This is a genomic window from Huintestinicola sp. (assembly GCF_050874005.1).
Lineage (GTDB): Bacteria > Bacillota > Clostridia > Oscillospirales > Ruminococcaceae > Huintestinicola.
The window spans coordinates 156,805-183,656 of the sequence record NZ_JBNMJV010000001.1 but is presented as its reverse complement, the minus strand read 5'-3'; the positions used below and the strand labels follow the sequence as shown (position 1 = coordinate 183,656).

General features: G+C 46.9%; 26 protein-coding genes. 16 read left to right on the top strand and 10 right to left on the bottom strand.

All coding sequences use genetic code 11. From position 1 onward, the window contains the following. Positions 1–148: 148 nt before the first annotated feature. The gene (gene coaBC, locus ACR0QN_RS00960; RefSeq protein WP_432649312.1) at positions 149–1,345 is read right to left on the bottom strand and encodes a bifunctional phosphopantothenoylcysteine decarboxylase/phosphopantothenate--cysteine ligase CoaBC; all 1,197 of its coding nucleotides are present in this window, start codon (positions 1,343–1,345) and stop codon (positions 149–151) included. 151 nt (positions 1,346–1,496) lie between these two features. Here coaBC and ACR0QN_RS00955 point away from each other — a divergent pair, with 151 nt between their 5' ends. Then, positions 1,497–2,123 (top strand): ECF transporter S component, encoded by a 627-nt coding sequence (locus tag ACR0QN_RS00955; RefSeq protein ID WP_432649311.1) that lies wholly within the window; start codon positions 1,497–1,499, stop codon positions 2,121–2,123. 32 nt (positions 2,124–2,155) lie between these two features. Then, positions 2,156–2,920, top strand: a complete 765-nt coding sequence (locus tag ACR0QN_RS00950) for a type III pantothenate kinase (RefSeq protein WP_432649310.1) — start codon at positions 2,156–2,158, stop codon at positions 2,918–2,920. 96 nt (positions 2,921–3,016) lie between these two features. On the opposite strand, the gene ACR0QN_RS00945 is transcribed toward ACR0QN_RS00950, so the two are convergent. From ACR0QN_RS00945 to ACR0QN_RS00925, 5 genes are all read right to left on the bottom strand, one after another. Beyond that, the gene (locus ACR0QN_RS00945; RefSeq protein WP_432649309.1) at positions 3,017–3,790 is read right to left on the bottom strand and encodes a hypothetical protein; all 774 of its coding nucleotides are present in this window, start codon (positions 3,788–3,790) and stop codon (positions 3,017–3,019) included. Between the two features lie 94 nt (positions 3,791–3,884). After that, entirely contained in the window at positions 3,885–4,829 is a 945-nt protein-coding gene (locus ACR0QN_RS00940; RefSeq protein ID WP_432649315.1) for a calcium/sodium antiporter, read from the bottom strand. 85 nt (positions 4,830–4,914) lie between these two features. Then, a complete protein-coding gene (locus tag ACR0QN_RS00935) occupies positions 4,915–5,568 on the bottom strand; it encodes a potassium channel family protein (RefSeq protein ID WP_432649308.1) in 654 nt (217 codons plus the stop codon). Positions 5,569–5,637: 69 nt separating this feature from the next. After that, on the bottom strand, positions 5,638–6,675 hold the full coding sequence (locus tag ACR0QN_RS00930) for an acyltransferase family protein (RefSeq protein ID WP_432649307.1): 1,038 nt from the start codon (positions 6,673–6,675) through the stop codon (positions 5,638–5,640). Continuing rightward, entirely contained in the window at positions 6,665–8,047 is a 1,383-nt protein-coding gene (locus ACR0QN_RS00925) for a TrkH family potassium uptake protein (RefSeq protein ID WP_432649306.1), read from the bottom strand. Before ACR0QN_RS00925 ends, ACR0QN_RS00930 begins: the two co-directional genes overlap by 11 nt. A gap of 175 nt (positions 8,048–8,222) precedes the next feature. On the opposite strand from ACR0QN_RS00925, the gene ACR0QN_RS00920 reads away from it, so the two are divergent. Beyond that, positions 8,223–8,735, top strand: a complete 513-nt coding sequence (locus tag ACR0QN_RS00920; RefSeq protein WP_432649305.1) for a CYTH domain-containing protein — start codon at positions 8,223–8,225, stop codon at positions 8,733–8,735. A 22-nt stretch (positions 8,736–8,757) separates the two neighbouring features. Here the strand turns inward: ACR0QN_RS00920 and ACR0QN_RS00915 are convergent, their stop codons facing one another. Next, positions 8,758–9,510, bottom strand: coding sequence for a peptidoglycan DD-metalloendopeptidase family protein (locus tag ACR0QN_RS00915; RefSeq protein ID WP_432649304.1), 753 nt, complete (start codon positions 9,508–9,510; stop codon positions 8,758–8,760). A 552-nt stretch (positions 9,511–10,062) separates the two neighbouring features. Between ACR0QN_RS00915 and ACR0QN_RS00910 the strand changes: the two genes are divergently transcribed. The 6 genes from ACR0QN_RS00910 to ACR0QN_RS00885 all read left to right on the top strand — a co-directional run bounded on the left by ACR0QN_RS00910 (position 10,063) and on the right by ACR0QN_RS00885 (position 17,221). Continuing rightward, the gene (locus ACR0QN_RS00910; protein WP_432649303.1) at positions 10,063–10,641 is read left to right on the top strand and encodes a TerD family protein; all 579 of its coding nucleotides are present in this window, start codon (positions 10,063–10,065) and stop codon (positions 10,639–10,641) included. Positions 10,642–10,827: 186 nt separating this feature from the next. Then, on the top strand, positions 10,828–13,536 hold the full coding sequence (locus ACR0QN_RS00905) for a calcium-translocating P-type ATPase, PMCA-type (RefSeq protein WP_432649302.1): 2,709 nt from the start codon (positions 10,828–10,830) through the stop codon (positions 13,534–13,536). A 4-nt stretch (positions 13,537–13,540) separates the two neighbouring features. Then, the gene (locus tag ACR0QN_RS00900; protein ID WP_432649301.1) at positions 13,541–14,365 is read left to right on the top strand and encodes an AIM24 family protein; all 825 of its coding nucleotides are present in this window, start codon (positions 13,541–13,543) and stop codon (positions 14,363–14,365) included. A 39-nt stretch (positions 14,366–14,404) separates the two neighbouring features. After that, positions 14,405–15,004 (top strand): TerD family protein, encoded by a 600-nt coding sequence (locus ACR0QN_RS00895; protein WP_432649300.1) that lies wholly within the window; start codon positions 14,405–14,407, stop codon positions 15,002–15,004. Between the two features lie 204 nt (positions 15,005–15,208). Next, entirely contained in the window at positions 15,209–16,171 is a 963-nt protein-coding gene (locus ACR0QN_RS00890) for an HpcH/HpaI aldolase/citrate lyase family protein (RefSeq protein ID WP_432649299.1), read from the top strand. 3 nt (positions 16,172–16,174) lie between these two features. Next, entirely contained in the window at positions 16,175–17,221 is a 1,047-nt protein-coding gene (locus ACR0QN_RS00885) for a phosphoribosyltransferase domain-containing protein (RefSeq protein ID WP_432649298.1), read from the top strand. A 195-nt stretch (positions 17,222–17,416) separates the two neighbouring features. On the opposite strand, the gene ACR0QN_RS00880 is transcribed toward ACR0QN_RS00885, so the two are convergent. After that, complete coding sequence (locus ACR0QN_RS00880; RefSeq protein ID WP_432649297.1) at positions 17,417–17,968, bottom strand: NADH peroxidase; 552 nt, start codon at positions 17,966–17,968, stop codon at positions 17,417–17,419. 150 nt (positions 17,969–18,118) lie between these two features. Beyond that, the gene (locus ACR0QN_RS00875) at positions 18,119–19,000 is read right to left on the bottom strand and encodes a polysaccharide deacetylase family protein (RefSeq protein WP_432649296.1); all 882 of its coding nucleotides are present in this window, start codon (positions 18,998–19,000) and stop codon (positions 18,119–18,121) included. 333 nt (positions 19,001–19,333) lie between these two features. Between ACR0QN_RS00875 and ACR0QN_RS00870 the strand changes: the two genes are divergently transcribed. The 4 genes from ACR0QN_RS00870 (at position 19,334) to ACR0QN_RS00855 (ending at position 22,907) form a co-directional block, all read left to right on the top strand. Next, positions 19,334–19,471: a hypothetical protein gene (locus ACR0QN_RS00870; protein ID WP_432649295.1), complete on the top strand. Its 138-nt coding sequence runs from the start codon at positions 19,334–19,336 to the stop codon at positions 19,469–19,471. Positions 19,472–19,530: 59 nt separating this feature from the next. Then, complete coding sequence (locus ACR0QN_RS00865) at positions 19,531–20,595, top strand: diguanylate cyclase domain-containing protein (protein ID WP_432649294.1); 1,065 nt, start codon at positions 19,531–19,533, stop codon at positions 20,593–20,595. A gap of 236 nt (positions 20,596–20,831) precedes the next feature. After that, positions 20,832–21,971 (top strand): FtsW/RodA/SpoVE family cell cycle protein, encoded by a 1,140-nt coding sequence (locus ACR0QN_RS00860; protein ID WP_432649293.1) that lies wholly within the window; start codon positions 20,832–20,834, stop codon positions 21,969–21,971. 276 nt (positions 21,972–22,247) lie between these two features. Further along, on the top strand, positions 22,248–22,907 hold the full coding sequence (locus ACR0QN_RS00855) for a helix-turn-helix domain-containing protein (RefSeq protein ID WP_432649292.1): 660 nt from the start codon (positions 22,248–22,250) through the stop codon (positions 22,905–22,907). Between the two features lie 143 nt (positions 22,908–23,050). Here ACR0QN_RS00855 and ACR0QN_RS00850 read toward each other — a convergent pair whose 3' ends face one another. Next, positions 23,051–23,614, bottom strand: a complete 564-nt coding sequence (locus tag ACR0QN_RS00850; RefSeq protein WP_432649291.1) for a hypothetical protein — start codon at positions 23,612–23,614, stop codon at positions 23,051–23,053. Positions 23,615–24,051: 437 nt separating this feature from the next. Here ACR0QN_RS00850 and ACR0QN_RS00845 point away from each other — a divergent pair, with 437 nt between their 5' ends. The 3 genes from ACR0QN_RS00845 (at position 24,052) to pstA (ending at position 26,848) form a co-directional block, all read left to right on the top strand. Next, a complete protein-coding gene (locus ACR0QN_RS00845; protein WP_432649290.1) occupies positions 24,052–24,993 on the top strand; it encodes a substrate-binding domain-containing protein in 942 nt (313 codons plus the stop codon). A gap of 105 nt (positions 24,994–25,098) precedes the next feature. Continuing rightward, positions 25,099–25,953, top strand: a complete 855-nt coding sequence (gene pstC, locus ACR0QN_RS00840; protein ID WP_432649289.1) for a phosphate ABC transporter permease subunit PstC — start codon at positions 25,099–25,101, stop codon at positions 25,951–25,953. 13 nt (positions 25,954–25,966) lie between these two features. Then, on the top strand, positions 25,967–26,848 hold the full coding sequence (gene pstA / locus ACR0QN_RS00835) for a phosphate ABC transporter permease PstA (RefSeq protein WP_432649288.1): 882 nt from the start codon (positions 25,967–25,969) through the stop codon (positions 26,846–26,848). Positions 26,849–26,852: the final 4 nt, after the last annotated feature.

Below are 26,852 nucleotides of genomic sequence, written 5' to 3'. Positions count from 1 at the left end.
CTTGTAGAGCGCTCAAACACCCTTACCCTCAAAAACGTTCCGGTGGAACGTTTTTGACAAAGCAATTTCTGTATGGGTTTGTGCAGATTATATAATTGTCGTTTCTTTTTCGACAGACTGAAAGAGGGGGCAGGACACCCCCTCTTTTTTAATCTGTTTTCATTTTCAGTATCCTGTCAAGTATCCGATGTGCGGCTTCTTCCTTTGACATAAGAGGAAGCTTCTGCTCGTCACCGGCAGTAATTATGGTGATGATGTTGGTTTCCGTACCGAAGCCCGCTCCCGCTGTCCGCAGGGAATTGGCACATATCATATCGCAGTTTTTGGAGATGAGTTTTTTTCTTGAATTTTCAAGCACATTATCCGTTTCCATTGAAAAGCCGCATATTATCTGACCGCTCCGCTTGTTCTCACCCAGATATTTCAGGATATCCTTTGTGCGTTTCAGTTCTATCTTCATATCCCCGTCGGATTTCTTTATCTTGCTGTCTGAAACAGCAGCAGGCGTATAATCTGCCACCGCCGCAGCCTTGATAATGATATCCTGCTCCGAAGAAACAGCTGCAACAGCCCCGAACATATCCTCTGCCGACTTCACATCGACCTTGTTAACAAACATCGGCGGCTCTGCGTCGGTGTGGGCTGCCACAAGGGTCACTTCCGCACCACGGAGCATTGCCGCTCTTGCAAGAGCAAAGCCCATTTTTCCGCTGGAATGATTGGTAATGTATCTTACGGGGTCAATAGCCTCCATAGTAGCGCCTGCGGTAACAAGCACCTTTTTGCCTGCAAGATCCTTTTCAAAGGCGGTCTCACGGAGTATATATTCAAGCAGCACCCTTTCCTCGGGCATTCTTCCGTCGCCGCTGTCGCCGTTTGCAAGCATACCGTGGTCGGGGGGGATGATCTCATATCCGAAACGGCTCAGCTTTTGAAGATTGTCCTGCACTATGGGATTGTGGAACATATTATGGTTCATAGCAGGCGATATTATTTTTTTGCAGGTACACGCCATTACGGTGGTGGTGAGCATATCGTCGGCAATGCCGTTTGCTATCTTTCCGATGACATTTGCAGACGCAGGGGCAATGAGAACACAGTCCGCCTCCTTGGCAACGGAAACGTGCTCCACGCTGAATTCAAAATTTCTGTCAAAGGTATCTATAAGGCATTTTGTGCCTGTAAGGCTCTCAAAGGTTATGGGGTTTATAAATTTTTCCGCATTGGCGGTCATAAGCACCTGCACCTTTGCGCCCAGCTTCCTTAGCATTCTTGCCAGGTTTGGAATCTTATATGCGGCAATGCTGCCGGTCACGGCGAGCACAACAGTCTTTCCCGTAAGCATAAGCTTTTCCTCCGGTTATTATCATAGTTAATTATATTATAACATAATGAGGCAAAAAAATAAATATATATTTTGAATTTATATGGTATAATCTATGAGTATTGTATTGTATCTCCCCTGAGGAGAATAATAACAAGGAGGAAAATTTAATATGAACAGTAAGACCAAAAGCCTTGTGCTTATGGGATTTATCACAGCATTGCTGCTGATATTTTCTATGACTCCCATCGGCACAATACCCATCGGGCCGCTTTCCATCTCACTGAATGTTATCCCCGTAGCCGTAGCAGCGGTAGCCTTAGGACCCGCAGGCGGAGCGGCAGCAGGAGCAATATTCGGTATACTGAGCTTTCTTCAATGCTTCGGGATAGGCGTTCCCAGCGGTATGGGAGCAGCTCTGGCGACGATAGACCCGCTGCTTGCTTTTGTACAGAGATTTGTCCCAAGAGTTCTTGACGGTTTCCTTGTGGGTGTTATCTGCAAGGTGCTTAGCAAAAAGATAAACAATTACGCAGCCTGCGCCGTAACAGGCTTGTGCACCGCATTTTTCAACACCCTGTTCTTTATGTCGGCGCTCATTCTGCTTTTCGGACAGACCGATTATGTACAGGAGCTTATGGACAAGAAGGGCACTCACAACGTTTTTCTGTTCGTTGTAATGTTTGTCGGTATCAATGCCGTGCTTGAAATGCTGGCAGCCACCGTTGTCACAGGCGGTGTGGGCGCAGCGCTTATAAAAGCAAAGCTTATAAAAACAGCCGACAATAAAAAAGACTGATATCAGACCCGTAAACGGAAAGGGACACAAATATGATACTTGCAATAGATGTAGGAAACACCAACATAGTTATAGGCTGCTGCAGGGACGGCAGGATACTTTTCAGCGATAGGATATCCACAAACCACTCTGCTACGAGCCTTGAATATTCGGCTATCTTCAAGGCAGCATTCGAGATGAACGGTGTAGACCCCTCCGAGCTTGAGGGAGCCATAATCTCCTCTGTAGTGCCCTCGGTGACTTCCGCACTTAAAAAGGCTGCCGAGAAATTCATACCCACCAAGGCAATGGTCGTAGGTCCCGGGATAAAAACGGGACTCAGCATACTTATAGATAATCCCGCACAGCTGGGAAGCGACCTTGTGGTAGACGCAGTAGCAGGCGTCAACGAATACAGCCTGCCCCTTATCATCATTGATATGGGTACTGCCACCACCCTTTCGGTGATAGACGGAAAAGGCGGTTATCAGGGCGGAATGATAGTTCCGGGTGTTGCGGTCTCCCACGACTCCCTTATCAGCAGGACATCACAGCTCCCTAAGATAGCGCTTGAGCCTCCTCGGAGACTTATCGGCAAAAATACTGTGGAATGTCTTAAAAGCGGCATTCTTTACGGAAATGCAGGGGCTATTGACGGACTTATCGACCGCATAAACGATGATATGGGCACAAAATGCACCGTTGTTGCCACAGGCGGTCTGGCAGGCGTCATAACTCCCCTTTGCAGAAACGAGATCATTCTTGACGATGACCTTATGCTCAAGGGTCTGATGATAATTTACGAGAAAAACAAATAATATGATACAATACTTATAAAAATATTCTCCCGATGCAATGCACGGGAGAATTTTTTCTGTATGCGCTGTAACCACTTGGCAAAGCAGCATTTTGGGTTATCCTTTTTTCTTCTTCATACAAGCTATCATTACTCCCGAGCCGCCTGCCGCCGCAAGGGCAAGAACCACGGGAATTATATATCCGCTGCTGCTGTCTGTTTTCTCAAAAACGCTCTCGGACACCATCGCCCCTGCGGAAACGTCCTCCTCAAAGGGAGAGGGGTCGGCAGGGTCGGAAAGGTAAAACCAGCCTCTGTTTCCCCAGATGTAGTTTACATAGCCCCATTTGCCGCCCAGCTTGTCGGTGTAAACGCTGCTTACATAGCTGCCGAAATCCTCGGGGTGATTTTCCATTGCGCTGCATTCGGTGCTGCCGGGATATTCCCAGAGGTAAATCGTTCCTTCCTCTCTCAGAGAGGCAAATTCGTCGGTATTTTCCTCTGTTATCTCGTCCTTGTGCTCCTCGGTGAAAGAGTAATTGTCATAAACAGGCTCAAGCCCCTCAAGGGATATCCACATGAGAGTATCTTCTCCCGAATAATCGTAATATCCTCCCCATTCGGTGCCTTTGTTATCGGTGTAGTAAAGCTGTATGTCCGGGGATATTCCCGCTGACAGCCTGCCCGTTTCCCTTCCGCCCGGGTCATCATACACCTTTGTCTCAGAGGTAAGAGTATATTTTCGTCCGTCATTTCCGTAAGGACGGGTAATGTCGCCCGAATTTTCCATATAAAATCCGTCGACAGGCTCATCAATAACGTCTGCGCTGACCGTCGTCCCTATGCCTGCACACAGCAGAACTGCCGCCGCTGCAAAAAGAAATTTTTTCATTCCGAAATGCCTCCCGTTTTATAATTTTGCCGTCTGTATAATAAACAATTATGACCGGGAAAATTTTGCATATTTTTTCGGGTACATAAAAATTTTACATTGCCCCGTAATTTCTGATAATGATATAAGCCATATAAACCCCGTAGAGAGCTACAAGCACAACTCCCTCGGTGCGGGACATCTTCTTGCCCGTAAGATACCAGATATATGCTATAAGGCTCATAACTATAAGGATAATTCCGTCAATGACCGCAGAGTCTTCCGCAGCTATGGGAGTTATAACGCCCGATATGCCAAGGATACAGAGGACGTTGAAGATGTTTGAGCCTACCACATTTCCCACAGCCATATCGTTCTCGCCTTTTTTTGCGGCGGTTATGGAGGTCACAAGCTCGGGAAGACTTGTACCCATAGCGCATATGGTAAGTCCTGCCAGAGTTTCGCTCATTCCTGCCGCAAGGGCAATCGACTGAGCGTTGTCCACAACCAGATTACCGCCCAGAACAATTCCCGCAACGCCCCCCACGATACCGAGAGCGCATTTCAGGGGAGAAAATTCCGTCTTTGTTTCTTCTTCGTCACCGCTGCCTTTGCCTGCCAGCTTTATGGACAGGATAATGTATGCGATAAGGGCGATGATAAGCACCGCCGCTTCTATCCTGCTCATTGTGCCGTCAAGGATAAATATGACAAACAACGCCATTGCACCTATGGATATGGGGTAATCACGCTTTGCAACGCTGTCGTTGGTGTCGATGGGCTTTATGGCGGAGCACACGCCCAGCACCATAAGGAGATTAAAGATATTTGAACCGATAACATTGCTTATGGCAAGGGAATTAGAGCCGCTCACCGCCGCAGAAATGCTGACCGCAAGCTCGGGTGCGCTTGTGCCCATTGCCACAATGGTAAGACCCACGATAAGAGAAGGTATTTTAAGCTTTCTCGCCAGAGAGCAGCTGCCTTCAACAAAATAGTCCGCTCCGCTTATGAGCATATAAAAGCCTGCAAGGAGCATTATTATGCTGAGTATCACCATCTGGGGCAGGGGGAAAATATAGCTTGTTATGACCGCCGCCGCAAGCAGGATAATGTACAGAATAAGTTTCATATCTGCCCTCCGCTTACTTTATCTTGCTCAGCAGCTTTTCCATATCACGCTGTTTTCCCAGAACAAGAACGTGGTCGTCGTGGTCGAAAACATAGTCCGCTCCCGGGAGAGTAATGACCTCGTCTCCCTTTTTGATGGCAAGAATGTTTATCTTGTACTTGTTGCGGATATTCAGTTCCATAATGCTGTGGTTGTCCCAGGAGTCGAGAATTGGTATCTCGTAAATGCCTGTGTCCTCGGATATTTCCGTATAGTCAAAAATATTTGAAAGGCTGTACTGAACGGCAAGCTTCTCGGCTCTGTCCCTTTCGGGGTATACCACCTCGTCTGCACCGTTTCTGCCCAGGAATTTTGCGTGGATATCGGTGCTTGCCTTGCTCACTACCTTCTTTGCCCCAAGCTCCTTGAGCTGGCTTGTTATCTCAAGGCTTGCCTGGAAATTGCTTCCGATGCACACAAAGCAGATGTCAAAATTTCTTACACCCAAGCTTTCAAGTGCCTCTCTTTTGGTGCAGTCGGCTATCTTCGCATTTACCGAATACTGCATAAATTCACGGATATTGTCCTCGTTGTTATCAACCACCATAACGTCGTTTCCGATCTCCGAAAACTTTATCGCCAGAGTTTTTCCAAATCTGCCGAGACCGATAATAAGAACTGAACGCATTTTATTTACCTCCGAAATTTTTTGAATATGTATTTATAGTTTCTGCTTGTCCGTTATCCGATCTACAGATCAGATATTAAGCTTTGCCCTCAGAAATGCTGTGAACTTGTCTTCAATTATTACCTTGCATATCCAGGCTGCGAATATGCATAATGGAATAACGATAAAAAACGAAAGAACAGCTCCCAAAGGTGTAAAGTCATCAATGTTATAAATGAGTCTGCTGAATGGCTGAACAATGAATGTGTGGGTCAGATACAGAGAATAACTTATATCGCCCAGGAAAATAAACGGTCGTGGAATTTTTCTGTTCTCAAAATATTTGAATGTTAACAGAAAAACAAAAAAGGTTACTATGCCATATTTATAAAACCTGTCCAGATCGTCTGGAAACGGAATGTATTTTATACCGAAAAGGAACAGCCACAGCATTCCTGCAAGAATAAGGAGCGCAATATCGTATTTTTTCGGTGCTGTCTTTTTCTTTTTTCCCGAGAGCAAAGTATACAGAAGCATACCGAGAACAAATTCCAGTATCACAGGACGGCAATAAAACTCCACTATTACCGAATCAGTTTTTCCGTCAAGCAGCTGTCCTGCGCCTGCTGTGAGTATCAGCACAGCACCCGAGATAATATGCCTGTTTTTAAAGCTGATCTTCATTGAAATATAGAAGATCACATAAAAAAACACTTCCAGAATAAGCGTCCATCCTACGGCAACGATGCTCCAGTTTGTTTCGACCTTTGATGGAATAAAAAGCATAGACCTTATTACGTGAGCAGCCGATAATTCCTGTGACCTGAAATACTGAGGTGCGATCAGAAGCATAGCAGAGGTCACCGCTATCGCCGCCCAGTAAAGGGGGACGATCCTTACCGCCCTTTTCAGCAGAAATTTCTCACTGCTTTTTTCGGTAGTGTACATCATAATAAATCCGCTAATGCAAAAAAACAGGTCTACTCCGAATCTGCCATTGGCAAACATTCCGATATGAAAAATCACCACCGACAGAGCTGCCATTCCCCTCATCAGCTGAATGCTTTCACAGCGTTTTGCTATTGCAGGCTGCTCCATCGGCTGACGTCTTCTTTCATTATCCCACATTAACCTGCTCCACAGGATTGTGGACTCCCGTGAATTTCTTTGTCCTTGTAAAAATAAGTGCAAAGGAAACGCTTCCCACTCTTCCGCAGTACATCAGAAGCATTATAACGACCCTTGAAAATGGTATCAGATCTCTTGTGATGCCCGTTGTCATTCCCACGGTATTTATTGCCGAGAAGCCCTCAAAAACCACGTCTTTAAGGGAAAGCTCCGGCTGTGCGCCGCTTATGCAGAGAATACCCGTGAAAACGATGAACAGGTTTATGGCAATTACCGTAAGAGCCTTTGAAGTGATGTCTTCCTCAAGACGTCTGCCGAAAACGTCGATGTCCTCGCTGTTTTTCATACTCGCAATTGCCGCAAAGACCAGCACAGCAACGGTGACAGTCTTGACGCCGCCTGCAGTAGACCCGGGACTTCCGCCGATGAACATATAGATGATGGTGAGTATGGTTCCTGCAGGGCTGAGAGCCGCCGTATCAACTGTATTAAAGCCTGCCGTTCTGGGAGTTACCGAGTCGAAGAATGAATTTAAAAGGCTCTGCCATATTCCTGCCCCTGCATTGGTGTGCTCCCTCTCAAAAATGAAGAACAGAGCCGTTCCCATCACGGTAAGAACCGCTGTGATGACCAGAGCAAGCTTGCTGTGGAGCCTGTATGCCGAAAATTTCAGCTTATTTTTGGCAATGTCGTCCCACACCGAAAATCCTATTCCGCCGATAAGCACAAGCATACTTATTGTGATGACCACAAGCGGGTCTGAGACAAATTCGCACAGGGAAGAGTATTCCCCGTATTTTCCGTTCAGATCAAAGCCTGCATTGCAGAATGCGGATATGGACATAAACGCCGCATTTCCGATACCCTCGAGTGCTCCCATTTTCGGGATAAATCTCACCGCAAGAAGCACCGCTCCGATACCCTCGAAAAGGAATGTTCCGAAAGCGATCTTTTTCACCATACGGACGATGCCTGCCAGCTGCATACCGTTAACGCTGTCCTGAAGCACGCTTCTTTCCTTGAGACCTATCTTTCTGCCCGTAGCCATTGCCGCCAGGGAGATTATGGTCATAAAGCCCATACCGCCTATCTGTATGAGCAGGATAATGACTATCTGCCCGAACAGAGACCACTGGGTATATGTATCAAACACCGCAAGCCCGGTTACGCAGGTGGCGGAGGTTGCGGTGAACATTGCGTCAAGGAAACGGGGCGTATCCCCTTTTGATGAAACGGGCAGCATAAGCAGCAGCGTTCCCAGAAGAATTATTGCCAGATAGCCGAATGCGATTATATGTGCGGAGGAAAGCTTATTTATCCTAAGCTTTTTTCCGTTTGTTATACCCTTTAGAGTATCCCCGAGCTTTCCCATTATGAATGTCCTTTCAAATCATTAAAGATACACATTTATTTTAGCACAAGGTATGTTTTTTGTCAATTATAAATTCATAGTTTTAATGTATAATATAAGTGATATTTTTCTGTCTCACCCCCCTCTGCGGCGGCGGGAGACAGGCACATAAATACCGAAAGGACCGTGACGCCTTATGATACCTCTTGAAATAGAGCGGAAATTTCTTATCCGTCAGACCCCGGAGCTTTTTGATAACTGTTCCGAAAAGACGGACATTGTTCAGACTTATCTTGTAAAGTCCGACCCGTCCCTGCAGCGCCGTGTACGCTCAATGACTTCAAACGGCTGTACTAAATATTATTATACCGAAAAGCGTTTTCTCTCCGCCTCCACACGTGAGGAAAATGAGCGTGAGATCACCTGTGAAGAATATGAAGCCCTGCGCTCCGAAGCAGACCCTGCTCTTGTTCCCATTATAAAAACAAGGCATATCCTGAATTACAATTCCCAGCGGTTTGAGATAGACTGCTATCCCTTTTCCGACAGCCTTGCTTCAATGGAACTGGAGCTTTCCGATGAAAAACAGGTCATATATTTTCCGCCCTTTGCAGATATTATCAAAGAGGTAACGGGTGACAAGCGTTACTCAAATGCCGCCCTTGCAAAAAACGGCTGCTTCCCCGATGAGGAGCAGCAGCCGAAATAATAATTTTTCAACGGTTTCCGAATTATGATCCTTCGCCCGAAAGCATATCGGCAGGGTCTGTCCAGGAGCCGTTTTTCTTTACTCCGAAATGGAGATGAGGCTCTTCGGATATCTCCGCTTCCGCTGTAGAGCCTACTTCGCCGATGACCGTGCCTGCGCTGACGGTGTCTCCCTCGGATACGGGAACATCGTAGGCAAGATTGCAGTAATAGCCCTCATAGCCGCTGCCGTGGTCGATAACGACTGTCACGCCCATAAGAGGGTCATCGGTGACGGAGGTCACCACTCCCGATGCGGCGGATTTTACAGCTGAGCCTGTTTCGGCGGCGATGTCAATGCCGTCGTGGGTCTTCCAGACGCTGAGAGTTTTGGATTTTACAAGCTCCCCTCCCGAGTAATTTGACAGGATATCGCCATTTACGGGTCTGACTGCCGCTCCCGTAAAGCTTCCCGATGCAGGCTCAGCTTCGGGTGAAGCTGCGCTTTCCATTCCGAATGCGTCCTGCTCAAGTATCATTGTCTCCTCTGCTGCTGCAGGCTCGGAAGGCTCCATAGGCACGTTTTCCGCAGGGATATTCGCTTCTGCCGCAGGCTCGGTCATCGCTTCGGTCTCTGTCTGAGATGTACTGTCCTTTACACCAGTAAGCTCTCCCGCAAGCTCCTCGGTAGCTTTGTTGTAGGAGAAAATTCCCAGCGCTGCCACCGCCGCAAGGCAGAAGCAGATTATCGCCGCCGTACTTTTTCCCGAAAGCTTGCCATTAAAAAAGTTTTTCATATTACCATATCCTTTCATTTTTTACGCTTGGAAGCTTTTTGATTTTTTTGCTTCTTTTGCTATTTTTGCCGCTTTTACCGTCTTTATACGATGTTTAAAAAAAATGCGGGTGACGACCCGCGGCGAGACGTTCTATAATTTATTCGGGCGGCAGACTATCGGCTCGGTAACGTTACAAATATACTGACCGATATATTCCGATTTATCGGGCAGATTATTTCTATCGTTACCGAGCCGTCTGTTTCTTGTCCTCAAAAAATTATAGAACGAGAGGCTGCAGGCTCAGCCTGCCAAATTATACATTGACATGTAAGTACATTTGTGCTATAATATTATTGCGGAGTGAATGAGGGCGGTTATTCGGTGGATAATTTTATCAGTCTGCATTAGAGGAAGATTAAAATCGTATAAAATATTGCCGTTTTATACAAAAAGCCGTTGACAGAAAAAGAAGAAAGTGTTATTATTAAAGTATCGCAGAGGAAAATTTCCGCTTGTGAGAAATTTTTCCCCGAGAATAATAAAATGATACAGATCACGGAGGGTTTCATTATGCCTGTAAGCTTACAGAAGGGTCAGAAGGTCGATCTGACAAAGGGTAATCCCGGTCTTAAAAAAATTATGGTTGGTCTCGGCTGGGACGTTAACCAGTACGACAACGGCGCCGATTTCGACCTGGACGCCAGCGCTTTCCTGCTGGGCGAAAACGGAAAGGTAGCTTCCGACAGCGATTTCGTTTTCTACGGCAATCTCGCTCACAACAGCGAATCCGTTATCCATCAGGGCGATAACCTGACAGGTGAGGGCGAGGGCGACGATGAGCAGATACTTATTGATCTCTCAAAAGTTCCTGCAGGTGTTTCAAAAATTGCATTTACAGTTACCATTTACGAAGCTGAGGAGCGCAGACAGAATTTCGGTCAGGTCTCTAATGCCTTCATAAGAATAGTTGACGATGTTACAGGCTCCGAGATAATCAGATACGACCTTGGCGAGGATTTCTCCATCGAGACTGCTGTTGTTGTAGGCGAGCTTTACAGACACAACGGCGAATGGAAGTTCAATGCCATCGGCAGCGGCTTTAACGGCGGTCTTGCCGCTCTCTGCCGTCAGTACGGAGTTAACGTCTGATATATTCTGTACAAGCTTTTTGCTTTCGATAAAACCGTAATGCGAAGCAGGGATTTCCGCTAAATCGGGAATTCCTGCTTTTTTAAGCGGTGGATATTTTACATAATATGTGTGTTTTCACGATATAAACTGTGCATAATATTATGTGAGTACATTATCCGTTAAAATATCGAAAGGAAAAAAGCTATGAAAATAATAGGTCTGTCTGAGCAGGAGGTTTCAAAGTCACGGGAGAAATTCGGAAGCAACAGGCTTTCCGAAGCCGAAAGCGAAAGCTTTCTTGACAAGCTGAAGGGTAATTTCAGTGACCCGATGATAAAGATCCTCTCCGCCGCTTTGCTCATAAATGTGATAATTTACATTCTGAGCCTTATGGGGCTTGTGAGCGCAGAGGTGGAGTGGTACGAGCCTGTGGGAATTGCGGCGGCTATTGCCATTGCCACGCTTGTCTCCACATTCTCCGAGTACAGAAATGAGAACGCTTTCCGTGCACTGCAGGAGGAGGCTTCAAAAGTTCTGTGCAGGGTTTACAGGGGCGGGGAGATAAGGGAAATTCCCTCGGACGACATTGTGACCGGCGACTTCATTATGCTTGGCGCAGGAGACAGAATACCTGCCGACGGAATTATTTTCGAGGGTGACATCAGAACCGACCAGTCGGTTTTAAACGGCGAGTCCAAAGAAGCGAGAAAAACACCCCGTCCCGAAAATGCGCCCGAAAATGAGGATAAGACCGACCTGCTCTGTCCGTATCGGGTATTCAGAGGAACTGTTGTCTGCTCGGGTACTGCTGTTATGGTTGCAGAGGTAGTTGGTGACAGAACTCTTTACGGCGAAATTGCGGGAGAGCTTCGGCAGGAAGATGACAGGGAGTCGCCTTTAAAGGTGAAGCTTGGTGCTCTTGCGGAGGGCATTTCAAAATTCGGTTATATGGGCGGTGTTGCCATTGCGGCTGCGCTGCTTATACACAAGATAGTTTCCGCAGGCAGCTTCGGGGCGTATTTTGCAGCAGGCGCTGCGGGGATAATCACAGACCTTTTAGACGCTCTTATATTGGCGGTCATCATTATCGTTATGGCTGTTCCCGAGGGACTTCCCCTTATGATAGCCATTGTGTCCGCTATGAATATGAGAAAAATGCTGGCGGACAATGTTCTTGTTCGAAAGATAGCAGGCATTGAGACCGCAGGCAGCCTTAACATTCTCTTTTCCGACAAGACGGGTACTATTACCAAAGGACAGCTTGAGGCGGTGGTTTTCGCTGACGGAAACGGCAACGAGTACAAAAGCATTGGCGGCATTCCCGAGCGGCTTGGAAAGCTTGTTTCCCTGTGCATTTTGGAAAATTCCACGGCTGTTATGAGCGGAGGAAAGGCGGTAGGCGGAAACGCTACTGAGAGGGCAGTTCTTAGCTTTCTTGGTGAGACTTCTTCCGACAGCCGATTTAAAAAGCTTTTTGTACTCCCCTTTAACAGCGATAACAAATACTCGGCTTCTTCCGTTGAAGGCGCCGGATTTAGGGGCACGCTTATCAAGGGCGCTCCCGAGAAGCTTATTTCACGCTGCACTCATTTTATTGACGGTGAAGGCAGGAAAATTCCCCTTGACGACAGCATCGTCAACGGGAAAATTGATATCCTTGCGGGAAGGGCTATAAGAGTTATTGCTCTAGCTATATCCGAGGGTATGCTTTCCGAGGACAGCGTGGCGCTGCCCGATGGGGAATTTACGCTTCTCGGTATTCTCGGCATAAGAGACGAGGTCAGACCCGAGTCTGCCGAAGCTATCAAGGAAGTGAGAAATGCGGGAGTTCAGGTGGTTATGATAACCGGTGACCGCATTGATACCGCTTCTGCTATTGCTAAAGAAGCAGGGCTGCTGACGGGTGATGGAAACGAGCTTACACTTACTTCAAGTGAACTTGCGGAGATGACCGATGATGAGGTGAAAAAGCGGCTCAGAGATATCCGTGTCATTGCAAGGGCGCTGCCTTCGGACAAATCAAGGCTTGTGAGAATTGCACAGGAGCTTGACCTGGTGGCGGGTATGACGGGAGACGGAGTTAACGACTCCCCTGCTCTTAAAAAGGCTGATGTGGGCTTTGCTATGGGCGGCGGCACAGAAGTCGCAAAGGAGGCTTCGGATATCGTTATCCTTGACGATAATTTCAGCTCCATTGACAAGGCGGTGCTTTACGGCAGGACGATTTTCAACTCTATACGCAAATTCATTATCTTTCAGCTTACCATAAACGTTTCGGCGGTGGCGGTGTCATTTATATCTCCCCTGCTTGGAATGGATAATCCCCTGACTATCACTCAGATACTCTGGGTAAACCTTGTAATGGACACTCTTGCGGCGCTGGCTTTCGGCAGCGAGCCTGCTCTTTCACGTTATATGCGTGAAAAGCCTAAGTCCCGTAAGGAGCCTATCCTTAACTCCTATATGAAAACGGAGATAATAACGGGGGCGGCGTGGGTGTTTGTTTTAAGCCTTGTAATGCTGCTGACAGGCATTGACACGTCAAGCGGGACGCTTAAAGAAACGGGACTCATCGGCAGTTTTTTCCGCTCCTATGAGGGAAACGGCACAGAGTATCTTCTGACGGGATATTTCAGCTTCTTTATCCTTGCGGCGGTATTTAATGCATTTAACGCAAGGACGGAAAAGATAAATCTTTTTGACAATATCGGTGCGAACAAGGGCTTTCTTAAAGTTATGGGAATGATAACCGCCGTGCAGGTAATTATGACATATCTTGGCGGCAGGGTGCTGGGGTGCTACGGGCTTAATTTCAAGGAATGGGCTGTGGTCATTTTTATGGCGCTGTCGGTAATTCCCGTGGATATCATAAGAAAGCTTATCATAAATAAGAAGTTTAAAACAGGAGGATAAAATTATGAACTACAACGCTGTGGGAACAAGAGAGAACATCAAGATAATAGACTCCAGCGTAAACAAGAATATGAAAATTGAGATAATGGAGTATCAGAAGCTGCTTGGCGGCAGAGACCCCTATTCCTCTCAGATGATGTACTATATGGAAAAGCAGAATATGAAGGTGCGTCAGGCGGCTATTTATCTCACAAATGACTCGGTGAAGGTGGAGCCGGGAGCTATGAGCTATTTTCAGGGCAATCTTGAAATGGTCTCGGGCGTTACTCCCGGAAATCTCATAGGCAGAATGTTTACGGGTGCGGTGACGGGCGAGGCTGCGGCTCAGCCTGAGTACAGAGGTACGGGAATGGTCGTTCTTGAGCCTACTTTCAAGCACCTGCTCACCCTGGAGCTTCAGCCCGGTGAGGAGATAATCGTTGACAAGGGTATGTTCTTTGCGGCGCAGGGAAGTGCAAATGTAAGCGCTTATATGCAGAGAAATCTTTCCTCTGCGGCGCTGGGCGGCGAGGGCATTTTCCAGACCTCTATCAAGGGTCCGGGACTTGTTATCCTTGAGTGCGCTGTTCCTATGTGCGAGATAGACATTATCGACCTTGAGAATGATACACTAAAGGTGGACGGCAATTTCGCCGTTCTCAGGACGGGGGGCATTGACTTTACCGTTGAACGCTCCGCCAAGACACTTATCGGCTCGGCGGTCAGCGGAGAGGGTCTTGTGAATGTGTACAGAGGTACGGGTCAGGTATGGCTGGCTCCCACCATCAAGGTGTATAATTCAATGATAGGCTCTCCCTACTCTGCCGTTACTTCGGCAAGTTCTACATAAAAAAACGATTTTTTATATTTTGAAAGGCGGTAAAAAATTATGGCAGTTAATCTTCAGAAGGGTCAGAAAATCGACCTTACAAAGGGTAATCCCGGTCTTAAGCACGTTATGGTAGGTCTCGGCTGGGACGAGGTGAAGAAAGGCGGTCTTTTAGGCGGCATTTTCGGCGGTCATCAGGACATCGACTGCGATGCTTCGGCTATCCTTATCACCGAAAGCACAGGCAAGCTTGCAGGCAAAAGCGACCTTGTTTACTTCGGCAACCTTACACACAAGTCGGGGGCTATCAAGCATATGGGCGACAACCTCACAGGCGCAGGCGACGGCGATGACGAGCAGATATTCGTGGACCTTGCAAAGCTTCCTGCGGAATATTCCAAGGTCATTTTCGTGGTAAACATCTACGAGGCAAAGGCTCGCAGACAGGATTTCGGTATGATACAGAACGCATTTATAAGGCTTGTTAACTCCGACACAAATCAGGAGCTTTGCCGCTATAATCTTTCCGAGAATTACAACGGTATGACCTCTATGATATTCGGCGAGATGTATCGTCACAACGGCGAATGGAAGTTCTCCGCTATCGGTCAGGCTACTGCCGACGACGGTCTCGGTTCACTTATCAGAAGATATAACTGATAGATATTACAGTATATTTATGTATGCGGAGCGCCGTAAAAAGGGAGCCCCCTTTGCCATTTCGTATGTTAATCTGCGAAATAAACGAAGTTTGTGGCTCGGTACCGATAAATACTTCTTTATTGGTAGTACCCTGAAAGCGGCGCTCCTGTTTATGAAAGGATAAAATCAGACAAAATGGAACTTATCACCGATAAAGACAGTTTGACATCACAAAGAGACAGAAGAAAGCTTGAATATTCCGTAGGTCCCCTTTTATATATGCCTGCTTTGAGAACGGACATCGCAAAAAAGCTGTCCGCAGGGCTGCCCGGGCTTCGTTCGGCGGCTATATGCCTTGAGGACACCATAAGAGATGATATGGTAGGTGCGGCGGAGGAAAATCTTCTGGCGCAGCTTCATATTCTTGCAGATATACGTCCCGAAAAGCTGCCGATGATATTTATCAGGGTGAGGAGCGGTGAGCAGCTTCAAAGACTTTCCAATATGCCCGAAAGCTCCTTTGATATGATAACGGGATTTATCCTGCCTAAGATAGATGATGAAATATTTATGGGATATATCCCATATCTGAATAAGGCATTTGAGAGAAAAAGCAGCCTTTACATTATGCCCATTATCGAAAACCCCTCATTCATGCGGCTTTCCACAAGATATGCAAAGCTTGAGCGGCTTTTCGACGAGCTTACAGAGATGAGAGACAGAGTTTTAAATGTCCGTATCGGCGGAAACGATTTTTGCAGGGCACTTGATCTGAGGGCGGATATACACAGCACAGTTTATGATATACTGCCTGTGGGACGGCTTATTTCGGATATTGCGGCGGTTTTTGCAGGGGAATTTACGGTTTCCGCTCCCGTATGGAATTATTTTGAGGGGGGCGACCCCGACTGGGAAAAGGGTATGCTCAGAGAAATGGACATTGACCGCTCTATCGGGCTTGTGGGCAAGACGATCATTCACCCAAGTCAGATAGCAGTCGTAAACAAGGCTATGGCTGTGCCCCGCAATGATTATGAGGACGCTCGAATTATTCTTGATAACAGCGGTGCGGTGCAGGTGGTAAAGAGTTCGGACGGCGGAAGAATGTACGAGAACAAGGTACATTCGGGCTGGGCTGAGAAAATTCTCGCTCTGGCTGAGGTTTACGGAACCCAGGAGGGGTAAGCTATGAAGATAAACGAAAATTACTCGGGAGTAAGTCCCGAAGCGCTTTTTGCACTTGCGGCGAGGGAGAATAATGCAAAGCGTGGCGGTCTTATCGTAAATTTCCTGCAGGCAAAGCACGTTCCCGCAAAGCCCTCGGAAACTCTTGCTCTCTTTGACAGACTGGCAGACAGGGTAATACACCATATATGCGAAAAAAAGGTGATGGTGATCGGCTTTGCGGAGACTGCAACCGCTATCGGTGCGGAGCTGGCGGCAAAGCTGTCGGGCAGGTGCGAGTGTACATATATCCACACAACAAGGGAACAATTTCCCGAAGATATGCGCCTGGCACTTTTTAGCGAGGAACACAGCCACGCTACGGAGCAATGCCTTTATTCGGACAAGGGGCTTGATATTTTTAATGGCATTGAGCGGATAATCTTTGCGGAGGACGAGCTTACTACAGGCAAGACCATTCTGAATTTTATTGAGGCGCTGAAAAATGTTACAGACTGCAAATTTTCGGCGGCTTCTATCATCAATGGAATGAGTGAGGAAAATCTGGATAAATACAGGGCTATGGGTGTGGGCGTTCATTATCTTGTGAAGCTTGACAGCTCTGCAGAGACGCTTAAAGAGGGTATTACCGTTACTCCCCGGGAGGACGGGGAGTTTGATATTTTTTCCGTTCCCGAGGAGCTTACTCTTAAAATGGACAAAAAGAAAGACCCTCGTCTGGGAATAGGCGGGGCGGAGTATGAAAAATACTGCATTAGTGCCGCAAATGAGTTTTATGAGAAAATGGTTTCACATCTTTCGGGGAAAAGGGTGGACGTTATCGGCACGGAAGAGTGTATGTTTCCTGCCATAAAGCTTGGTGAGCTGCTTGAAGAAAAGGGCTATGATGTCCGCTGTCACGCTACTACGAGAAGCCCTATTATTCCCTCGGGTGATATGGGGTATCCCCTTTTTGCGAGATATCGGGTAAAAAGCGTTTATGACGATGACAGAAAGACGTTTATTTATAATCTGTATGAGTGTGATAACAGGATAGTTGTGATGGGGTGACAGACTGAGCCTGAGTCACTCGCAGGCTCAGCCTGCTTGCGATTTGCGGTGCAGATCATTTCTATCGTTACCGAGCCGCCTGTCTGCCGCCCGAATAAATAATAGAACGTCTCGCTGCGGGTCGTCACCTGCAAAAACAGCCGCTCCCGTCAGATACTGACGGGGGCGGCTGTGTGCTTTATTTCAGTAAATTTATTACTTGAAGTATCTGTTAAGGAGACCCTGGAATGCCTTGCCGTGTCTTGCCTCGTCCTTAGCCATCTCGTGAACGGTGTCGTGGATAGCGTCGAGACCCTGCTGCTTTGCTTTTGTAGCAAGATCAAGCTTGCCCTGGGTTGCACCGTGCTCAGCCATAACTCTCATCTCGAGGTTCTTCTTGGTGGAGTCGGTAACTACATCGCCGAGAAGCTCAGCAAACTTTGCAGCGTGCTCTGCCTCTTCGTAAGCAATTCTCTTATATGCCTCAGCAACCTCGGGATAGCCCTCTCTGTCGGCTACTCTGGACATTGCAAGGTACATACCAACCTCGGTGCACTCGCCCATAAAGTTCTGGTTGAGACCCTCGATGATATCCTTGTCCTCAACGTCCTTAGCGATACCTACGATATGCTCGCAGGCAAACTGGAGACCGCCGTCTTCCTTTACCTCGTTGAACTTGGAAGCAGGAGCGTTGCACTGGGGACATTTCTCGGGAGCAGTCTCGCCCTCGTAAACATAGCCGCAGATAGAACATACAAACTTCTTCATAATAAAATTCCTCCGTTTTTATAAATTTTCAAAGCCCGGGCATTTTACCCGATTTTGAATTGTACTTGCACAGTATATATTATACTCGTTTAGTATAATATAAGAATACCACAAGCTTGCTCTTTTGTCAATATCAAAATTATTAAATATTTATTTAATTCCGCAGGCGCTCATAAATTCGTCGGTCTGCACAAGTCCTGTGCGGTTATATCTGTCAATAATGACAAGCTCATTTTTCATACTTCCGTCGGAATAAACCAGATTTCCCGTTTCACGGCAGGTAAGTATTATCCGAAAACCCCGTTCTTTTAAAACGTCAAAGCCTTCACGTGACATTGCGCCGTAGGGATAGACATAGACGGTATGACCGCTTCCGAAGATATCCAGCCATTTGTCTGTGTCCTCAGCAAAGGCACGGAGATAGTCCTCCTCGCTCTCGCCGCTGTTTCTCGCCGCTCCCTTTCTGCCGTTCAGGCTGTGCATATTATAGGTGTGGCAGCCCACAGAGAATACACCTCCCGACTGCAGCTCTGCCGCATTCTCTCTTGTCATATAGGCATAGGCGGGATTGGGGTCGTTTTCCTTTTCCGACTGCACCGTAAAGGCTCCCGTTATGTTCACCACCGCTTTCATATTGTATTCTTCAAGAAGCGGCAGGGCATAGGTCATATTGTTGAGATGTCCGTCGTCAAAAGTAATGAGAACAGGCTTTTCCGGAAGCGGCGCTCCCTTGTCCGTAAAAGCAAGTATTTCCTCCGGGGATACGGCGGTGTAGCCCTTGTCCCTCAGATATTTCAGGTCGTTTTCAAACAAAGCAGGAGTTATCACATATTCTCCCGTTCTGGCAGGGTTTTTCAGAACGCTGTGATACATCAGCGCAGGCAGGGAAACTTCAGACGGAGAACCTGCAGGCAGGGTATCTGCCGCTCTCATATCCGCCGAGGCAGGCTCGGCTTTCCTTTGAAGTGCATAGGAGATAATAAACGCTCCTATAAGAAGTATTACGGATAATATAAACGCCCAAAGCCGCATTGCCCACGTCTCCTTTTTGATTTACTTGGTTATTATATGCCGCTTTGTGATAATAAATTCTTTTGTATTTATGAAATGTAATCAAATTGTAGCCGATGTGTAATTGATTATAGAGCCATATCGTGATAATATAGTAATATACAAAGAAGGAAGGGCTATGCCGGCCGGCAAATATCATTTTTTCGGCTTATTCCGAACAATCCCCTTGAGACAACAATAAAAAAATTCTCGATTTTTGCCCGAAATTATTGTGTTAAAAAAGTATTAAAACTATTGCCAATTGTGGAATTTTGTTGTATAATGTAATAAAGGGCAGAAACAGAGGTGAAGCGAATGAAAAAGCTGAGTGGTCTTACTGCAAAAATACTTAAAATGATAGCTCTGACCGCTGTGCTTATCTGCGTGTGCGTAACCGCCGCAGGTGCAGTAATGATTTACATTACCACCGAGGACGGGATAAAAACGAAGTAAATTACGCCGCTCATTCATTATGCTCGCTGCTCGACTCCGAATATCACGGAGAATACTATATGAAAAACGGCTCCCTTTACAAGGGCGGCGTTATGCTCTCCAATTCGGATTTTCAGGCTAAAACGGAAATGATATCCTGCAGCGGAGATGTGGATTTTACTGTTTTCTGGGACGATACACGTATGTTTACCACCGTAAAGCGCAGCGACGGCAGCTTTATTACAGGCACTCCTGCCGATCAGAAGGTCATTGACAGCGTTCTCGGCAAGGGAGTTGAATACTATTACAGCAGGGTCAAAATAAACGGCAAGAATTACGCCGGCTATTACATACCCATTATGAACTCCTCCGCAAAGACGGTGGGAATGATCTTTGCAGGCAGACCCCTTGACGCCGCACGAAGCAATATGCGAAAGATCATCGGCTGCTTTACTGTCATCAGCGCAGGCGTTCTTATTATAACCTTAATTGTTTTCAGCAGGTTTTCATCAAAGCTGGTAAATTCTCTTTTAGATGTAAGCAGCTTTATGGAAAAGGTGGCAAACGGCGATTTCGGCTCGTCTCTGTCCCTTAATACTCTGAGCCGCACCGACGAGGTGGGCGATATCGCACGCAGCGCCGACACCCTCAGATATAACCTCAGAGACCTGGTCGAAAGAGATCCTCTCACCACATTGCTCAACAGGCGCAGCTGCCGCAAGGCTATCGACAGGCTGATCGAAAAAAATATGGGATATACCGTTGCAATGGCGGATATTGACCATTTCAAGAAGATAAACGACGGCTTCGGTCACGCCTGCGGAGATATGGTGCTAAAAGAGCTTTCCGCTATGTTAAAGGAAGAAGTTGAGAACCGAAAAGGCTTTGCTTCAAGATGGGGCGGCGAGGAATTTCTTATTATCCTGCCCGGCTGCGGACTGAACGAGTCAAAGGATTTTCTTGAAAAGCTTCTGGAAATGGTACGAAACGCAGAAAACAAATGGGAGGGGCAGAAGATACCCGTTACCATAACTATCGGTGCGGCGGAAATGATAAAGGGCGAAACTCCCGACGAAACCATAAACCGTGCAGATCATTTGCTGTATGCAGGCAAGGAATCGGGAAGAAACAGGCTTGTTACCTGAACAGGCTATGTAAGGAGACGATTCGGCTTATGCTTGCCGCTTTAGCAGCTTTAGTAAAAGAGAATAAAGACAAATTTAAAGAATAATGCTTGTAAAAACGGGGGAGAAATTTCTCCCGTTTTTTGTTACTCTTTTGTAAGTGAATTGACACAAAATTCACTATTGAAAAAAAACAGGGATATGTGCTATAATATAAACATAATATTCTGTCGAAAAAGGGAGTGATAGGAAAAAATATGAAAGCGCTTCTCCGATATATCGGGCAGTATTTCCGCAGGCTTGACAAAATGCTTTTTCTTGCGGCAGCAGCGCTGTCGGTTTTCAGCGTGATACTGCTTTATTCCATAGTTGTAAACGGCGCAGCTACCATTGAGGTCAATTCAAGCCTTTACAAAACTCAGGCGATAGCTGTCATTGCAGGCTGGGTCATTGCCCTTATGCTGTCGGCAATGGACTACAACAGGATAATAAAAATGTGGGTGCTGTACGCTCCCCTGTCCATAATTCTCTCCCTGCTGGTGTTCACAAAGCTGGGAATTGAGGTCTACGGCGACAGAGCGTGGATAGACTTAGGCTTTATGACCTTACAGCCCTCAGAGCTTCTGAAAATAACCTTTGTGACCACCTTCGCCCTCCACCTGTCAAAGGTAGGCGACAGGATAAACAAGCTGTCAAACGTGCTGCTGCTCTGCGCACACGCCGCCATTCCCACAGTCATCGTAATTCTCCAGGGCGACGACGGAACGGCCAGCGTTTTTCTGATGATATTTGTTATAATGATGTTCTCCGCAGGGATATCCTGGAAATATATCCTGCCCTGCGCCGCCGCTCTCCCCTTTGCCCTGTACTTTGTGTGGACAAAGGTGATGAAGCCCTTCCAGAAAACACGTTTTCTTGTACTTTTTGACGAGGAGCTTGACCCTCTGGGAATTGGCTATCACCAGAGAGTGAGCAAGACCGCTCTCGGCTCGGGTCAGCTTTTCGGCAAGGGACTTTTCGGCGGCGAATACGTAAAAGTACCCGAGGCGGCAAACGACTTCATATTCACATACGTTGGTCAGACCCTGGGATTTGTGGGCTGTATGGCGGTGGTTGCGGTACTTACCTACATCTGCCTCAAAATAATGGCGGACTCCCGTATCGCCAAAGATGATACGGGAAAATACCTATGCGTCGGCGTTTACGCAATGATATGCATACATTGTATACTAAATCTCGGAATGGTATTCGGAGCAATGCCCGTTATCGGCGTGCCCCTGCCCTTTTTAAGCCAGGGCGGCACCTCCACTTTGTCAATGTACATCGGTTTGGGACTTGTAATGAGCGCATATTCCCATTCGGAGAAAAAGTATAAGGTATTCTATGACGGCGGGTGACGACCTGCAGCGAGGTCGCACCTAAACTTGGTTTGAACATTGTAAACCATTCTCCGCCGATAGATATATTATGCTTTCTCTCTCCGAAATTATGGAAAATTATGCAAAGTTTAGGTACAAAAATGCCGAAATATGTTCCGTTCACAAAAAAGTTACATTTTTCTATGACCTTTTGCCGAAATAACTCTTTACAAATTGTACGTTATGTTATATAATTTACATTATGTAGAGTTATTTTTTACGTTACGGTTTACTTTTTTGGTCGGAGGTGCTTTTGTGAATACGGATTTCCCCCGTATAATTACCCTGCTTCGCAAGGAGCGGAATATAAGTCAGAAGCAGGCAGCCGCCGACCTCGGAGTTTCCCAGGCGCTCTTATCCCATTACGAAAAGGGCATAAGAGAATGCGGACTGGAATTTCTTGTAAACACTGCGGATTACTATAACGTTTCCTGCGATTATCTTTTAGGACGATGCGCCGAGCCTATGGGCAAGGCAGACAATGCTCCCCATAATGATGCCGCCGAGAGCGGAACGGACAAGCTTACAGCTCCTCAGAAAATGCTTATAAATTCGGAAAAGCTGATATTTTCGTTTCTGAACGCTCTTGAGGACGCCGCTCTTGAAAAGAGCGTCAGAGGATATCTGAGCCTTGCGGTATACCGCATTTTCAGGGTGATATACTCCGCAAATCCCAAGAACGACCGCCGCTTCTTTACCGTTGACTCCCCCGGAGCGGACGGATTTACCTCAGCCGCAATGGAGCTTAAAAAGGCTCAGGCGGAAAATGCCGCAAAAAACGGCGCTATGCAGAATGTTCAGATAACCACAAACTCCATTTCCGAGGATCACCCCGAATACGCTTCGGCTCTGTTAAATCAGATAAAGTCCTGCGAGGACTGCGTGAATACGGCAATGAACTCTGCTGAGGAATAAAAATATTACACATATAGATTCCGCCGCTTTTGATATTTGTCAAAGGCGGCGATTTTTTAATTTAAAGAATATAAATATTAAATTATAAAGATAGAGATATATTTGTACCCGCCCGATAGAAGCTTCTCGGACGGGTACAAATTTTATGCAGTTTCAGCCGCAGTCTCCTTGTTATTTCTGAAAATCGCCTTAAAAAGTGTGCGGATAAGGGGCTGGATAAAGAAAAGCTGAGTAAAGAACGCAAAAGGAAAATTGTAGCAGACAAGCTTCAGCCAGTCAGCAAGAAGGGTGAAAATGTCAAAGCCCTTGTAATAAGGATAATAAAGCCAGGCGGCAATAAAGCTCATAGCAGGGCACATTATTCCCACAGTAGCGCATATGACAGCCGTCTCAAACAGCACGGGGTGAGTGCTCCGTGGGTCGAACACCTTACACGCCAGCTTAAACGAACAGGGACTTCCCACAAGCATTTCCAGGCAATATGCAAAGCAGAACTCAGTAAGCACCACCGCCCATATGGGAACATATCTCCCCAGCATATAAACTCCGCCGTTTGCATTGATGGCTTCAAGCACGCTTGTTTCACCCGTTATGCTCATAAGCATATTGCCGTTTACGGTGTAAAGGCTGTAAAATACATAAGCGTGAACGGTAACAAGCACCGTCATAAGGGCAAATATCCCTCTTTCAAAATTGTTTTTCGGCATAAATATCTCTCCTGACATAAAATTTTGGGACAAAAAAATCACACGTCCTGCCCAATGCATACCCGATCATCGTAAAGAAACTTGCAGTACCGTGATCAGATTTACATACCTTGACGGCAAAGCCGCCGGGTAAAACGTGTGTCGTTGTCCTTATAAAATTGTAATATCATTTTACCATAAAAGAATATATGAAGTCAAGGGAGCTTTTTTCCAAATTTAAGTTCCCTGCCGCCCTGTAAAATTATAATTTTACATAAAATTAACCCGCAGCGAAATATAATAATATAAACGCCTCCTGCCGATTTTACCTCGATTTTACAAAAGTCGGGTTTCGGATTTTACATTGGCGGTGTATTATTTAATCGTACCGCAAAGAAGCGATAAAAAAGAATTGTGAAAAAAGTAAATCAGGAGATTTACCGAAAGGAAGATTTGTAATGAAAAAAACAACAAGCAGAATTATGGCAGCAGCTGCCGCAATGGCATTATGCGGAGCACTCGCAGCCTGCGGAAGCAGCTCGGGCACAAATGAAACAACGACCGCAGCAGGAGCAGCCGAAACAACAGCCGCAGCAGGCGGAAGCAATTTTAAGGCAAGCTCCGACATCACCGTTATCTCCAGAGAGGACGGTTCGGGAACAAGAGGCGCATTTGTAGAGCTTTTCGGCGTTGAACAGAAAAACGATCAGGGCGAGAAGATCGACTATACCATCGACACCGCATCCATCACCCAGAGCACAGGCGTTATGAAAACCAGCGTGTCCCAGAACGAGTACGCTATCGGCTATATCTCCCTCGGCGCACTTGACGATACCGTTAAGGCTCTTAAAATAGACGGTGTTGAAGCAACAGCCGACAATATCAAGAACGGAACATATAAGATCTCCCGTCCCTTCAATATCGTTACCACAGGGGACGTATCTCCTCTCGCACAGGATTTCATCGACTTCATTATGTCCGCCGACGGACAGGCTGTTATCGAAGGTGATAATTATATCCCCGTTTCCGACGCACCCGCATATTCCGGAACCAAGCAGAGCGGCACAATAACAGTAGCAGGCTCCTCCTCCGTAACTCCCGTTATGGAAAAGCTCAAGGAAGCATATGTTGCAGTTAACCCCGACGTTACCGTTGAAGTTAACCAGAGTGACTCCACCACAGGCGTAAACAGTGCAATAGACGGCATCTGCGATATCGGAATGGCTTCAAGAGAGCTTAAAGACAGCGAGACCGAAAAGGGCGCAGTTTCCACAGTTATCGCAATGGACGGTATCACCGTTATAGTAAGCAACGATAACCCCGTTGCAGAGCTTACCGCAAACGAGGTAAAGGATATCTATACGGGAAATATCACAACTTGGGAGTCACTCGTTGACTAAATCCTTGTTGACTAAGTTAAGTACCATTTATGAGCGTGTCTCTCACTGTCACAGACGGTGAGAGACACACGTGAATACCGGGAAAGGAGCGTAACCAAATCCAATATGAATAACTTCAAAGAAAAAGCTATGCATATCGTGTTCGCCATCTCCGCCTGCATATCAATACTTGCGGTGGTGCTGATATGCGTATTTCTCTTTGCAAACGGCATACCTGCCATAGCTGAGATAGGTGCAGGAAATTTCCTTGGCGGAAAGGTCTGGAAGCCATCGAATGATACCTTCGGCATATTCCCGATGATAATCGGCAGCCTTTACGTTACCGCAGGAGCAATAATCATAGGCGTTCCCATAGGGATACTCACCGCCGTATTTATGGCAAAGTTCTGCCCCAAGGGAATTTATAAGGTGGTAAAGCCTGCCATAGAACTGCTTGCAGGCATACCCTCGGTAGTTTACGGCTTTTTCGGACTTATGGTCATAGTCCCCCTCATCAGAAAGCTTTTCGGCGGCAGCGGAACAAGTATGCTTGCAGCCTCCATAGTGCTTGGCATAATGATACTCCCCACTATCATCGGCGTTTCTGAAAGCGCCATAAGAGCCGTTCCCGAAAGCTATTACGAAGGCTCTCTGGGACTTGGCGCAAGCCACGAAAGAAGCGTGTTCTTCGCTGTTCTCCCTGCGGCAAAGTCGGGTATACTTGCAGGAGTTATCCTCGGAATAGGACGTGCCGTTGGCGAAACAATGGCGGTGGTAATGGTTGCGGGAAATCAGGCAGTTCTCCCCGAAAAACTCACTCAGGGCGTGCGTACAATGACCGCAAACATAGTCCTTGAAATGGGCTATGCCGCAGACCTCCACAGAGAAGCCCTTATCGCAACAGCGGTGGTGCTTTTCGTGTTCATTCTTCTCATAAACCTCACATTCTCGGTAATAAAGAGAAAAACCTCAAATGTCTGAAAGGAAAAGTTCTATGAATAATATTTCCGCCGCCGCAATTCCTGCAGAAAAGGACAGCAGCAAGTCAAGAGCAGGCTTAGGCGCAAAGGTGCAGTCAGCGCTGCTTGGCGGCGCAGTGTGGCTTTCCGCAGGAATAACCCTTCTGTCCCTTCTGAGCATAATAATCTATATCCTGTACAAGGGCATACCAAACCTTTCCCTTGAACTTTTCGCCCCCGAATACACCACCGAGAATATGTCCCTTTTCCCTGCGCTGGTAAACACCGTCACAATGACCCTTGTGTCCCTGCTTATCGCCGTACCTCTCGGAGTGTTCTCGGCTATTTATCTTGTGGAATACGCTAAAAGAGGCAATAAGCTTGTGACCCTTGTGGGAATAACCACAGAGACACTTTCGGGTATCCCCTCCATAGTTTACGGACTTTTCGGATATCTGCTTTTCGTGTCGCAGCTTAAATGGGGCTACTGTATGATGGCAGGTGCACTTACCCTCTCCATAATGATACTCCCCCTTATTATGCGAACCACCGAGGAAGCCCTCAGAAGCGTTCCCGACAGCTACAGAGAAGGAAGCTTCGGTCTTGGCGCAGGAAAGCTCAGGACTGTGTTTACAGTAGTCCTTCCCTCTGCCGTACCCGGAATACTCGCAGGCGTTATTCTCGCCATAGGACGTATCGCAGGAGAGACCGCCGCACTTATCTTCACCGCAGGCACAGTTGCACAGATACCCGACACTCTTATGGGTTCGGGAAGAACACTTGCAATTCACCTCTATGCCCTGTGGAACGAGGGACTTGCCGCAGAGCAGTCATACGCAACCGCTGTAGTGCTGCTTATCATCGTGGTGCTCATAAATATGCTCTCCTCCTTTATCGCTAAGAAGATATCGAAGTAAAAAA

What these genes read in the sequence shown, in the direction of transcription:
- coaBC (WP_432649312.1), bottom strand. Translation starts at nt 1,345, where the DNA reads ATGCTTACGGGAAAGACTGTTGTGCTCGCCGTGACCGGCAGCATTGCC.
- ACR0QN_RS00955 (WP_432649311.1), top strand. Translation starts at nt 1,497, where the DNA reads ATGAACAGTAAGACCAAAAGCCTTGTGCTTATGGGATTTATCACAGCA.
- ACR0QN_RS00950 (WP_432649310.1), top strand. Translation starts at nt 2,156, where the DNA reads ATGATACTTGCAATAGATGTAGGAAACACCAACATAGTTATAGGCTGC.
- ACR0QN_RS00945 (WP_432649309.1), bottom strand. Translation starts at nt 3,790, where the DNA reads ATGAAAAAATTTCTTTTTGCAGCGGCGGCAGTTCTGCTGTGTGCAGGC.
- ACR0QN_RS00940 (WP_432649315.1), bottom strand. Translation starts at nt 4,829, where the DNA reads ATGGTGATACTCAGCATAATAATGCTCCTTGCAGGCTTTTATATGCTC.
- ACR0QN_RS00935 (WP_432649308.1), bottom strand. Translation starts at nt 5,568, where the DNA reads ATGCGTTCAGTTCTTATTATCGGTCTCGGCAGATTTGGAAAAACTCTG.
- ACR0QN_RS00930 (WP_432649307.1), bottom strand. Translation starts at nt 6,675, where the DNA reads ATGTGGGATAATGAAAGAAGACGTCAGCCGATGGAGCAGCCTGCAATA.
- ACR0QN_RS00925 (WP_432649306.1), bottom strand. Translation starts at nt 8,047, where the DNA reads ATGGGAAAGCTCGGGGATACTCTAAAGGGTATAACAAACGGAAAAAAG.
- ACR0QN_RS00920 (WP_432649305.1), top strand. Translation starts at nt 8,223, where the DNA reads ATGATACCTCTTGAAATAGAGCGGAAATTTCTTATCCGTCAGACCCCG.
- ACR0QN_RS00915 (WP_432649304.1), bottom strand. Translation starts at nt 9,510, where the DNA reads ATGAAAAACTTTTTTAATGGCAAGCTTTCGGGAAAAAGTACGGCGGCG.
- ACR0QN_RS00910 (WP_432649303.1), top strand. Translation starts at nt 10,063, where the DNA reads ATGCCTGTAAGCTTACAGAAGGGTCAGAAGGTCGATCTGACAAAGGGT.
- ACR0QN_RS00905 (WP_432649302.1), top strand. Translation starts at nt 10,828, where the DNA reads ATGAAAATAATAGGTCTGTCTGAGCAGGAGGTTTCAAAGTCACGGGAG.
- ACR0QN_RS00900 (WP_432649301.1), top strand. Translation starts at nt 13,541, where the DNA reads ATGAACTACAACGCTGTGGGAACAAGAGAGAACATCAAGATAATAGAC.
- ACR0QN_RS00895 (WP_432649300.1), top strand. Translation starts at nt 14,405, where the DNA reads ATGGCAGTTAATCTTCAGAAGGGTCAGAAAATCGACCTTACAAAGGGT.
- ACR0QN_RS00885 (WP_432649298.1), top strand. Translation starts at nt 16,175, where the DNA reads ATGAAGATAAACGAAAATTACTCGGGAGTAAGTCCCGAAGCGCTTTTT.
- ACR0QN_RS00880 (WP_432649297.1), bottom strand. Translation starts at nt 17,968, where the DNA reads ATGAAGAAGTTTGTATGTTCTATCTGCGGCTATGTTTACGAGGGCGAG.
- ACR0QN_RS00875 (WP_432649296.1), bottom strand. Translation starts at nt 19,000, where the DNA reads ATGCGGCTTTGGGCGTTTATATTATCCGTAATACTTCTTATAGGAGCG.
- ACR0QN_RS00870 (WP_432649295.1), top strand. Translation starts at nt 19,334, where the DNA reads ATGAAAAAGCTGAGTGGTCTTACTGCAAAAATACTTAAAATGATAGCT.
- ACR0QN_RS00865 (WP_432649294.1), top strand. Translation starts at nt 19,531, where the DNA reads ATGAAAAACGGCTCCCTTTACAAGGGCGGCGTTATGCTCTCCAATTCG.
- ACR0QN_RS00860 (WP_432649293.1), top strand. Translation starts at nt 20,832, where the DNA reads ATGAAAGCGCTTCTCCGATATATCGGGCAGTATTTCCGCAGGCTTGAC.
- ACR0QN_RS00850 (WP_432649291.1), bottom strand. Translation starts at nt 23,614, where the DNA reads ATGCCGAAAAACAATTTTGAAAGAGGGATATTTGCCCTTATGACGGTG.
- ACR0QN_RS00845 (WP_432649290.1), top strand. Translation starts at nt 24,052, where the DNA reads ATGAAAAAAACAACAAGCAGAATTATGGCAGCAGCTGCCGCAATGGCA.
- pstC (WP_432649289.1), top strand. Translation starts at nt 25,099, where the DNA reads ATGAATAACTTCAAAGAAAAAGCTATGCATATCGTGTTCGCCATCTCC.
- pstA (WP_432649288.1), top strand. Translation starts at nt 25,967, where the DNA reads ATGAATAATATTTCCGCCGCCGCAATTCCTGCAGAAAAGGACAGCAGC.